General features: G+C 63.4%; 7 protein-coding genes and 2 rRNA genes (1 of these 9 only partly in view). 6 read left to right on the plus strand and 3 right to left on the minus strand.

The window, feature by feature from the left end:
- From FA87_RS00670 to FA87_RS00685, 4 genes are all read left to right on the plus strand, one after another.
- A 23S ribosomal RNA gene (locus tag FA87_RS00670) occupies positions 1–2,061 on the plus strand; it begins 823 nt to the left of the window's first position.
- Positions 2,062–2,181: 120 nt separating this feature from the next.
- Positions 2,182–2,296 (plus strand): 5S ribosomal RNA (gene rrf, locus FA87_RS00675).
- Between the two features lie 312 nt (positions 2,297–2,608).
- Complete coding sequence (locus FA87_RS00680) at positions 2,609–4,207, plus strand: AAA family ATPase (protein ID WP_043691677.1); 1,599 nt, start codon at positions 2,609–2,611, stop codon at positions 4,205–4,207.
- 2 nt (positions 4,208–4,209) lie between these two features.
- Positions 4,210–4,893: a rhomboid family intramembrane serine protease gene (locus FA87_RS00685; protein ID WP_043697050.1), complete on the plus strand. Its 684-nt coding sequence runs from the start codon at positions 4,210–4,212 to the stop codon at positions 4,891–4,893.
- Here the strand turns inward: FA87_RS00685 and FA87_RS00690 are convergent.
- Complete coding sequence (locus FA87_RS00690) at positions 4,882–5,622, minus strand: glutamine amidotransferase (protein ID WP_036116633.1); 741 nt, start codon at positions 5,620–5,622, stop codon at positions 4,882–4,884. The two genes, FA87_RS00685 and FA87_RS00690, sit on opposite strands and share 12 nt — an antisense overlap.
- Positions 5,619–7,436: a GspE/PulE family protein gene (locus tag FA87_RS00695; protein ID WP_043697052.1), complete on the minus strand. Its 1,818-nt coding sequence runs from the start codon at positions 7,434–7,436 to the stop codon at positions 5,619–5,621. Before FA87_RS00695 ends, FA87_RS00690 begins: the two co-directional genes overlap by 4 nt.
- Positions 7,437–7,502: 66 nt before the next feature.
- Between FA87_RS00695 and glyQ the strand changes: the two genes are divergently transcribed.
- Together glyQ and glyS are read left to right on the plus strand one after the other, a co-directional pair.
- A complete protein-coding gene (gene glyQ / locus FA87_RS00700) occupies positions 7,503–8,414 on the plus strand; it encodes a glycine--tRNA ligase subunit alpha (protein WP_036116631.1) in 912 nt (303 codons plus the stop codon).
- On the plus strand, positions 8,407–10,551 hold the full coding sequence (gene glyS / locus FA87_RS00705) for a glycine--tRNA ligase subunit beta (protein ID WP_043691680.1): 2,145 nt from the start codon (positions 8,407–8,409) through the stop codon (positions 10,549–10,551). Before glyQ ends, glyS begins: the two co-directional genes overlap by 8 nt.
- A 122-nt stretch (positions 10,552–10,673) precedes the next feature.
- Here the strand turns inward: glyS and FA87_RS00710 are convergent, their stop codons facing one another.
- The gene (locus FA87_RS00710) at positions 10,674–11,141 is read right to left on the minus strand and encodes a helix-turn-helix transcriptional regulator (protein WP_239708932.1); all 468 of its coding nucleotides are present in this window, start codon (positions 11,139–11,141) and stop codon (positions 10,674–10,676) included.
- Positions 11,142–11,461: the final 320 nt, after the last annotated feature.

Genomic DNA, 11,461 nt, shown 5'->3' on the forward strand with positions numbered 1-11,461 from the left:
TGCGAACACTGTTGGGGGTAGAGCACTGTTATGGCTAGGGGGTCATTGAGACTTACCAACCCATGGCAAACTCCGAATACCAACACGTGATACACGGGAGACACACGGCGGGTGCTAACGTCCGTCGTGAAAAGGGAAACAACCCAGACCCGCAGCTAAGGTCCCAAAGTCATAGCTAAGTGGAAAACGATGTGGAAAGGCATAGACAGCCAGGAGGTTGGCTTAGAAGCAGCCACCCTTTAAAGAAAGCGTAATAGCTCACTGGTCGAGTCGGTCTGCGCGGAAGATTTAACGGGGCTAAGCTATGCACCGAAGCTCGGGGTGTACGGATTTTGATCCGTACGCGGTAGAGGAGCGTTCCGTAGGCCTGTGAAGGTGGATTGTAAAGTCTGCTGGAGGTATCGGAAGTGCGAATGCTGACATGAGTAACGATAAGGGGGGTGAAAAGCCTCCCCGCCGAAAGCCCAAGGTTTCCTCGCGCAACGTTCATCGGCGCAGGGTGAGTCGGCCCCTAAGGCGAGGCAGAAATGCGTAGTCGATGGGAAGCAGGTTAATATTCCTGCACTTTTCTACAGTGCGATGTGGGGACGGAGAAGGTTAGGTCTACCAGGCGTTGGTTGTCCTGGGGAAAGGCGGTAGGCATGATTCTTAGGCAAATCCGGGAATCTTTATGCCGAGCACCGAGACGAGTCCTTTGGGACGAAGTGACTGACACCACGCTTCCAGGAAAAGCCACTAAGCTTCAGCTGTAGAAAAACCGTACCGTAAACCGACACAGGTAGGCAGGGTGAGAATCCCAAGGCGCTTGAGAGAACTCGGGTGAAGGAACTAGGCAAAATGGCACCGTAACTTCGGGAGAAGGTGCGCCTCTTGGTGTGGTCACGTGCGTGACTGAGCATCGAGGGGTCGCAGTAACCTGGCCGCTGCGACTGTTTATCAAAAACACAGCACTCTGCAAACACGAAAGTGGACGTATAGGGTGTGACGCCTGCCCGGTGCTGGAAGGTTAATTGATGGGGTCAGCCGCAAGGCGAAGCTCTTGATCGAAGCCCCAGTAAACGGCGGCCGTAACTATAACGGTCCTAAGGTAGCGAAATTCCTTGTCGGGTAAGTTCCGACCTGCACGAATGGCGTAACGACAGCGGCGCTGTCTCCACCCGAGACTCAGTGAAATTGAAATCGCTGTGAAGATGCAGCGTTCCCGCGGCAAGACGGAAAGACCCCGTGAACCTTTACTATAGCTTTACATTGAACGTTGAGTTCTTCTGTGTAGGATAGGTGGGAGGCTATGAAACCAGGACGCTAGTTCTGGTGGAGCCATCCTTGAAATACCACCCTGAAGTGCTTGACGTTCTAACCTAGGTCCGTAATCCGGATCGGGGACCATGTATGGTGGGTAGTTTGACTGGGGCGGTCTCCTCCCAAAGAGTAACGGAGGAGCACGAAGGTACGCTCAGCGCGGTCGGACATCGCGCACTGTGTGCAAAGGCATAAGCGTGCTTGACTGCGAGATCGACGGATCAAGCAGGTACGAAAGTAGGTCTTAGTGATCCGGTGGTTCTGTATGGAAGGGCCATCGCTCAACGGATAAAAGGTACTCCGGGGATAACAGGCTGATACCGCCCAAGAGTTCATATCGACGGCGGTGTTTGGCACCTCGATGTCGGCTCATCACATCCTGGGGCTGTAGCCGGTCCCAAGGGTATGGCTGTTCGCCATTTAAAGTGGTACGCGAGCTGGGTTCAGAACGTCGTGAGACAGTTCGGTCCCTATCTGTCGTGGGCGTTGGAGATTTGAGGGGGGCTGCTCCTAGTACGAGAGGACCGGAGTGGACGTTCCGCTGGTGTTCGGGTTGTCATGCCCATGGCATTGCCCGGTAGCTACGAACGGAAGTGATAACCGCTGAAAGCATCTAAGCGGGAAGCACGCCCCAAGATGAGATCTCCCGAGAGCTTGACTCTCCTTAAGGCACCATCAAGACTAGGTGGTTGATAGGCACGGTGTGGAAGTGCAGCAATGCATTGAGCTTACGTGTACTAATGAGCCGTGAGGCTTGACCATATAACCCCAAGACGCTTCACCGTCTTATCTCTTAACTCGCTGTTCGACTAAACCCGGACGCTTGTCACTCGTTTACACCCTCTGTGGAGCCGGCGCTCAATGCGCTGCTCCCACCCCTTCCCTGGCGGCTATAGCGGCGTGGTACCACCTGATCCCATCCCGAACTCAGAAGTGAAACGCGCATGCGCCGATGGTAGTGTGGCTCAAGCCATGCAAGAGTAGGTCACCGCCAGGGGCTTTATCCCAAAAACCCGTCCTCACTAGAGGGCGGGTTTTTCTTTGCCCGACATTCCGCCTCGAACGCGCTCTTGCGCGCAGCGCGACCCGCAACAGGTCACCGCCAGGGGCTTTATCCTGAAACACCCGTCCTCACTAGAGGGCGGGTTTTCTTTTGCGCGCAATTCCGCGACCACACCAGGGCCGTTACCACCGGATTTCCGCCGACGTTCGGCTGATCGCCACGTCCGCGATCCACGCCCGCAATGATTGCCGCCGAATGCCTTCCGTCGAAAGGCTGGATCCAGCCGGAATCGGATACATTAGGCCTATGTATCTACAAACCTTCGGGCTGCGCGAACCGCCGTTTGGCGATGCACCGGATACGCGCTTCGCGTGTCTGTTTGCGCGCGAACGCGAGATTCTCGCGCACGTCGAATACCAGTCCGGTTCGGACGATTCCAGTGTGACCCTGATTACTGGTGAGGCCGGGTCGGGCAAGAGCCTTCTGTGCCTGTTGATGGAAGCCGATGCATCCCACCATGGCGTGCGGCCCGTTCGCCGCGGTGCGGATGACTACGCGCTGGGCACGACGGCGTGGCTACGCTCGATGTACGCGGGATTCGGCTTGCCGCTTCCGCTGAGTGCGGAAGCCAACACCGAAGATCATCTGGTCGATGGCCTGGCCGCAGGGCTCGGGCGCCTGGCACATCACGTCAACCATCGCTTTCTGCTGATCCTGGATGATGTGGATACGCTCCACGATCATGATCTCGCCATCGTCGAGCGCCTTCTACTCGCGTGCGAGAATGCCAATGCGCCTTTCCACATCGTGCTGGTCGGATCGCCTGCGCTGCGCGAGCGCCTCGAGGGCTCCGGGGCGCCGTCGTTGGCCGCGCATGTCCGTAGTCGCTTGCCGTTGGCCCAGCTCACCCCGGAGGAAAGCGAGCGCTACGTGAGACATCGCTTGCATGTCGCCGGCACGACGCAGATGCCTTTCAGCCGGTTGGGGCTTCGAAGCCTGCGCGACGACGGGAAAGGGAATCCACGCCGACTCAATACGCTTGCCCATCGGGCGCTCGAGCGTGCGGCGGAGCGAGGCGAGCGCTCGATCGGTGAGCGCGCGCTGGGTTTCGTGGCGCGCGAGGTCCTGCCGCAACACGCCCGGTACTGGCTGCGCCGTTATCGCAAACCGATTCTGGCGATCGGTGCCATGCTGGCGATCCTGTTCGTGGGTGGTGCGGCCACGTGGTTTCTTTCCGGGCGTAGCCCATCGCGTCCCAAAAATCTCGCCACCGCGACGCCAGAGCAGGCCCTGGCCAAATTTCAGGACGCGCTTCCCCCGCCGGACACGGGCAAGCTACGCGTGTGGAGTGAACTGCTCGCACGGTGGCAGGTTACGTCGAAAGAGACATCGGTCGCCAACGCGATCGGCTGCGACGCGGTTATTTTTCCGGGCTTCGCCTGCGTCAGCGGTCGAGGATCGCTCGACCAGTTGCGTCGCTTCGATCGGCCACTCATTCTCGAGCTGGACGATGCACACGCGAAGCAGGAAGTTCTGCTCGTAGGCGCCGGCGATCAGGACGTCCGCCTCTACCTCGGCGGCAAATACGTCGAACTTACACGTGACGTCTTCGAACGCGTATGGAATGGCCGTTTTTACGCGGTGTTTCGGGTCGATCCGTCAATGCCTTCCAAGCTGACCCGCGGGGATACCGGCCAGGGGATGTCCTGGCTGATCGGTCATCTGCCGGCGGACCCGGCGGGGGGGCCGCCCTCGACGACGTTCGATCGCGCTGTGCTCTCACGTGTCGTCGCCGTCCAGCAGCGCTTCGGCATCGCGGCGGATGGCGTCGTCGGGCCGGAAACCATGTTCGCCCTTTCGTCGCTCGAGGCCGATGGTCCGCACCTCGCCCGCGGCATCCCCTGATGATGTTCGTGCAGGTGGATACGCGACGCCGGTCGCGGCTGTGTTGGGCGACGATGTTGATCGTCATCGCTTGCGTGGTGATTTTCGTCGGTCTGGCACTGGCCGGTCACAACGAGCGTGCCGACATCATGAGGCATTGGGGTACGGTGCCGGCCCACCTGTTCGGGACCGGCTTGCCCTTGTGGGAGCAGGTGAGCGATCCGGCGCTGCTTCGCCTGTTCACCGCGACATTCATTCATGGCGGCTGGCTGCATCTGGTCAGCAACCTCCTCTTCCTCGTGATCTTCAGTCTGCCAGCGGAGCGGAGTCTCGGTTCGCCGCGTTTTCTTCTGCTGTTCCTGCTGGGTGGTGTCGTCGCCAATCTGATCGGCGCGATCTCGCTCACCGGTGCGCGGGTGGCGATCATCGGTTGCAGCGGCGCGGTATCGGCGGTCGTGGGTGCATATGTCACGCTCTTCCCACGCGCCAGGCTCGGGCTCGTGCTTCCGCTGGGGCTTTTCCTCGAGTTCGTACGCGTACCGGCCTTCGTGCTGATCGGTATCTGGGCCCTGGTGCAGCTGCTTTTCAGCTACGCCGGTGCGAGCTACGGCGCGGTGGTCTGGTGGACACACATCGGCGGGTTTCTCTTCGGCATCGTCTTCGCGTTCTTCTCGCGCGGTGCGATCGTTCGCCGTCTACGCAACTGACATTCCGGCGGGCGCGGCCCGCAGGTGCTCGCGGACGAAACCACGCAGCAGCCGTGTCGCATGCGGCGTCGGCACCACGGCGTCCAGCATGGCCGCAGGGGCGAGTCCTTCCCGGTCGAGCACGTCATGCCGGCGCCGGATATAGGCACGCATCACCTCGGTCGAGAACTCCGGGTGAAACTGCGTGCTCACCGCGTGCCTGCCGTAGCGGACCAGATGATGGGGATCTTGCCGCGAGCTTGCCAGCGACACCGCGCCGCGCGGTAGCTCGAGCACCCCCTGCTCATGCGTCGTGTGCGCATCGAAGGTCGGCGGCAACGATGCGGCGAGCGCGTCATGCCCCGCACCGTCGTGCACCGTTAGCGGCACGGTACCCATTTCACGGCCACCGGGCAGGTAGTCCACGCGCCCGCCGAGCGCATGCGACATCAGCTGATGTCCATAGCACACGCCAAGCATCGGAAGTTCACGATCCATCGCGTCGCGGATCCATCCCGCCGTGCGTTCGCTCCAGGCATGCCGCTCCGTCACCATGGAAGCCGAACCGGTAATCACCGCGCCGGCAACGGATTCCGGCGGCGGAAGGGTGTCGCCTTTCTCGACATCGATGACGGCGAGATGAGGCGAACGCAGACGAAGGCCCAGCTGGAACCAGCGTGGAAAGTCTCCGTGGCGCGCGTTGATCACGTCGGGCGCGCGGCCGGTGCGAACGATGAGCAAGGGTTTCATGACGCGGAAGTATCTTCGATATCGCTGGGGGGAAGCACGTTGAGTACCTCGCGCACGGTCGTCAGGCCTGCGGCCACCTGCGCCGCTGCCGAGATGCGCAAGGGCTTCATGCCTTCGCGTAGCGCCGCCGCGCCGAACTTGCCGAGATCGAGCTCGGCCGAAATCAGGCTTCGCAGGCGCCCCGACATCGGCATCATCTCGTAAACGCCGGTACGCCCGAGGAAGCCGGTCTTGCGGCACTCCAGGCAACCGACCGGTTCGAAGACGCGCTCGGGCAGCGGAACATCCCACCCATGCGTCACGACGCTCCACTCGTCGCGATCCTGCGCGGTCGCGCGTTTGCAATGCGGGCACAACGTACGCACCAGTCGCTGCGCGACGACACCCGTCAGCGTGGACTGGATGAGGTAATGCGGTACGCCCAGGTCGAGCAGGCGGGTCACGGCACTGGGCGAGTCGTTGGTATGCAGCGTCGACAGGACGAGATGGCCCGTAAGCGACGCCTGCACCGCCATCTGCGCGGTTTCGAGATCGCGGATTTCGCCGACCATGATGATGTCGGGATCCTGACGGAGCAGCGTGCGCACGCCGGCGGCGAAATCCAGGTCGATCGACGCCTGCACCTGCATCTGGTTGAGATCGGGCGAGACCATTTCGATCGGGTCTTCGACGGTGCAAACGTTGAGCTCGGGCTTGGCCAGATGCTTGAGTGTCGAATACAGCGTGGTGGTTTTGCCCGAGCCTGTCGGTCCCGTTACCAGGACGATGCCGTGAGGGCGTTCCACCATGCCCCGCCAGATACGCCCCTCCTCCTCCGAAAAGCCGAGTTGTGAGAAATCCTTCATCACCAGATCGGGATCGAAGATACGCATGACGACCTTTTCGCCGAACGCCGTCGGCATGGTCGAGATACGCAGTTCCACCTCGCGTCCGCCGGCGGAGCGCGTCTTGATACGGCCATCCTGCGGACGGCGCTTTTCGGCGACGTCCATGCGCGAGAGGATCTTTACGCGTGCGGTGACCGCGGTCATGACCGGCGGCGGCAGCTCGAAGACTTTCTGCATGACGCCGTCGATGCGAAAACGCATCTGTCCGGCATCGCGACGGGGCTCGAGGTGGATGTCGGACGCGCGTTGCTCGAACGCGTATTGCAGCAGCCAGTCGACGATGTGGACGACGTGGCGGTCGTCGGCACCGAGCTCGCCGCCCTTGCCCAGCTCGACAAGTTGCTCGAAGTTGATGATCTTGTTGGCGGAGTCCTGACCCTTGGCATCGACGGCCAGCTGGATCGAGCGCTGTACGCCGTAGAACTCCAGCAGATAGCGGTTGATATCGATCGGGTTGGCGACGACGCGACGGATGTCGCGGCGGAGCATATGGCCGAGGTCCGTCGCCCAGCTGGTGTCGAACGGCTCCGCCGTCGCGAACACCACCTCGCTCGCGGTGGCGGCCACGGGCAGGATCCGGTGACGTTGCGCGTACGCGCTGCTGACCACCTGGGTGACCTGCGCCACGTTCACCTTCATCGGGTCGACCTTCATGTAGTCGAGGTCGGCCTTGCCGGCGAGCCATTCCACGAGGACTTCCAGGCTGAGCGGGCGACCCGGCTCGCGGGCGTTGTCGACCTTGGCGCTCGAGACCACCACGAGGGGGTGCAATTCAATGGCCGACTTTCCGCTGCGCGAACCCATCCGGACGCGCTTGGCATCCTCGGCGCCGAGGTATCCGTCCACCATGAGCGAGGCGAGCACCTCGTCGAGCTCCAGCCGGCCACGACGGCCCAGGAGGGCGGCGTGCTGCGGATTCACTGCCATCAGGTCCAACCCCGTGTTCAATGCTACGCCGCTATACTAGCCCGCTTTCTCAAGGACTCGGGAACCATGTCCGCGCCCACATTCCAAGACGTGATCCAGACCCTGAACCGCTACTGGGCGGAGCAGGGCTGCGTGCTGGTCCAGCCGCTCGATACCGAAGTCGGCGCGGGCACCTTTCACCCGATGACCTTTCTCCGGTCGCTCGGACCGGAGCCCTGGGCCGCCGCTTACGTGCAGCCCTGCCGCCGGCCGACGGACGGTCGCTACGGCGACAACCCGAACCGTCTCCAGCATTACTACCAGTACCAGGTGATGCTAAAGCCGAACCCGGACAACATCCTCGATCTGTACATCGGATCGCTGAAGGCGCTGGGCATCGACCCCCTGGTGCACGACCTGCGTTTCGTCGAGGACAACTGGGAGTCGCCGACGCTGGGCGCCTGGGGTCTTGGCTGGGAGGTCTGGCTCAATGGCATGGAGGTCACCCAGTTCACCTACTTCCAGCAGGCCGGTGGCCTGGAATGCCGTCCCGTCACGGGTGAGATCACCTACGGCCTCGAGCGCCTGGTGATGTACCTGCAGAACGTCGACAGCATCTACGACATCGTGTGGACCAACGCGCCGCATGGCGTGGTCACCTACGGCGACGTCTTCCACCAGAACGAGGTGGAGCAGAGCACGTACAACTTCGAATACGCCAACGTGCCGGAGCTGTTCCACTGGTTCGACGTGTGCGAGGGCGAAGCGGCCAAACTGATCGAAGCCGGCCTGCCGCTGCCCGCGTACGAGCAGGTCTGCAAGGCCAGCCACGCGTTCAACCTGCTCGACGCGCGCCGGGCCATCAGCGTGACCGAACGTCAACGCTACATCCTGCGCGTTCGCACCCTGGCTCGCAGCGTGGCCGAGGCCTACGTCGCGCAGCGCGAAAAACTCGGTTTTCCCGGCCTGAAGAACGTCAAGGAGGCCGTCAATGGCTGATAAGCGCCTGCCCCTCCTGATCGAGCTGGGCACCGAAGAACTGCCGCCCAAGGCCCTGGACGACCTCGCTGGCGCGTTCGCGCGCGGCGTCGTCGAAGGCCTGGAGAAGCGCGGCGTCGCCGGCGGCTACGAAGCCGCGAAGACCTACGCGTCGCCTCGCCGCCTCGCCGTCTACATCCCCGACGTGGCCGTCGCCCAGCCGGAGCAGACCGTGGAACGCCGCGGGCCCGCCATCGCGGCGAGCATCGGCGCCGACGGTGAGCCCAGCAAGGCGCTGATCGGCTTCGCGCAGTCGTGCGGCGTCGACGTCGCCGCGCTGGAGAAGCTCGAGACCGACAAGGGCGCGTGGTTCGTCTTCCGCGCCGTGAAGGCCGGCCAGCCCACCGCCGCCCTGCTGGCCGAGGTGGTCGCCGAGTCGCTCAAGGCGCTGCCGATTCCCAAGGCCATGCGCTGGGGCAACCGCGAGGACAGTTTCGTCCGCCCGGTGCACACCCTGCTCATGCTGCACGGTGCCGACATCGTCGATGGCCAGATCCTGGGCCTGACCAGCGGCCGCCTCAGCAACGGCCACCGCTTTCATCACCCGAAGCCGGTGCATGTCGCCGACGCCGACAGCTGGCGCGACGCGCTGCGCGGCGCGCATGTGCTCGCCGATCCGGCCGAGCGCCGCCAGCGTGTGGTCGATGACGTGGCGCGTGTGGCCACCGGCGGCGTGCCCCGCCTGTCCGAGGGCCTGCTCGCCGAGATCGCCAACCTCACGGAGTGGCCGGTCGCCATCGCCTGCACGTTCGAACGTGAGTTCCTCGATGTGCCGCCCGAAGCGCTGGTCACCACGATGGAGACCAATCAGAAGTTCGTGCCGGTGTTCGATGAAGACGGTCGCCTGACCGAGCACTTCATCGGCGTCGCCAATATCGAGAGTCTCGATCCGGCGGAGATCCGCAAGGGCTACGAGCGCGTGATCCGCCCACGCTTCGCCGACGCCAAGTTCTTCTGGGACGCCGACCTCAAGACGCCGCTGGCCGATCATCAGGAAGGCCTGAAGAACGTCACCTACCAGCAGTCGCTGGGCAGCCTCTGGGACAAGACGGTCCGTGTGGCCGAGCTGGCCCGTGTCATCGCCAACCGCGTCGGCGTCGACGCCGGCCAGGCGACGCATGCCGCGGCGTTGGCCAAGTGCGATCTGCTGACCCGCATGGTGGGTGAATTCCCCGAACTGCAGGGCGTGATGGGTCGCTACTACGCGACGCGCCAGGGTCTTCCGGCCGACGTGGCCGATGCCCTCGACAGCTTCTACCAGCCGCGCTTCGGTGGCGATGCCATCGCGGCGGGCAAGGTCGGCCAGGTACTGGCGGTGGCCGAACGCCTCGATACCCTCGCGGGCATTTTCGCCGTCGGGCTCAAGCCGAGCGGCAACAAGGACCCGTTCGCGTTGCGTCGCGCCGCACTTGGCCTCGCACGCACCCTTATCGAGGGGGGGCTCGACATCGATCTGCGCGCCGCGCTGGCCGAGGCCTTCGAACTGGTTCCCGAGGCGGCCTTCGTGGCCGGCGTGAAGCCGGGCAAGGATGGCAAGGCGCCGGTCGTGGACATCGGTGCCCGTCGCCGCGAGCTGGGCGACGAAGTGCACGGCTTCGTGCTCGAACGCCTGCGTGGGTATTACGCGGACCAGGGCTTCTCGGCCGACCAGTTCGAGTCCGTGATCGCGGTGAGCCCGGCGACGTTGCCCGATTTCGACCGCCGGCTTCGTGCGGTGGGCGAGTTCGCCCGTCGCAGTGAGGCGGCCAGTCTTGCCGCCGCGAACAAGCGTGTCGCGAACATCCTGCGCAAGCAGGCCGAGGAAGCGGGTGCGGCACCCATTCCGTCGACGGTCGATCCGGCGCACTTCGAGTCCGACGCCGAACGTGCCCTGCATCAGGCGCTCGCTTCCGCCCGCGCGGACACGCAGGGGCTACTGGCCTCCGGTGACTACACCGGAACGCTGGCGCGCCTCTCGGCTCTGCAGGGGCCGGTCGACACGTTCTTCGACGACGTGCTGGTCAACGCGGAAAATCCGGCGGTGCGCGCCAATCGTCTCGCGCTGCTTGCGCAGCTCAAGGCGGCGTTTGGCGCCATCGCGGACATCTCGCGGCTTTAACCGATATCGCGCGGCTTGCCCGCGCGATCGATCGCCGAACGGATGGACTCCCATCAGCCAGGGCCACTGGCGGCCGAGCTGATGGGAGGACGCCAGGCCGGTTGGCGAGGCGTTCGGTCCGGTCAGGCCGCGGCGCTGGACTGATCGTCTGCGACGCGCGACATGAGCGTGTGACGGAACGCGATCATCCGGTCCGCATAATCCGACTCGCCTGAGCGTCCGAGGATCGAATACATCTCGGCCACCAGATCGGCGTGACGCACCGGCGAAAACCGGCTACCGGTCAACTCGATATCCGACTGCAGCAGCTTCATCGCCGCCGCGAGGCGGGATGCGTCGAGTGCGGACGACACCGTACCCTCGCGCCCGTCGCGACCACGCGCGGTCTCGGTGGTTTCGGTACGGGCCACGGCATCGTCGCCCGATCCGTCCAGCATCATCGGGCCTTCGCCAGCGGCGAGCCAGACCAGCGAAAGGCCCAGCGTCTTGGCCATCGTGACGCAACGGCCCCGCGAAGGATCGGTGTTGCCATCGCGCCAGCTGCGCACCACGCCTTCGGAGAAGCCGCACCGGCGAGCGATTTCGCTCACGCTACCCGACATCTTGATGACTGCCCGTACGCGAGTGGCGAAGGATGACGCGATAGGCGTCGAGTCGATTCGTGCGGACTCCAGGCTATCGCCAGATGCATCGGCCATAACGGAGCCCCTTGAGTTGTAATTCATGCGCTTGGAACCTCGTTTCTAAGTAGATCGCCCCCCGGCCATCCCGCGATCCAACGCGCGGAGCCTGCATTCGGTGTACAGCAACTTCCCTTCGAAAGCCTTTCCGTTGAGAAGTTTCGTAAACGAGTCGTCCAAAAGCGATTCAGAACATGCGACGGGCGCATCTAAATCGATGTTCTGCCTAA

Origin of the sequence: Luteibacter sp. 9133, from assembly GCF_000800155.1 — a bacterium.
In the GTDB taxonomy this organism is placed as follows: domain Bacteria; phylum Pseudomonadota; class Gammaproteobacteria; order Xanthomonadales; family Rhodanobacteraceae; genus Luteibacter; species Luteibacter mycovicinus.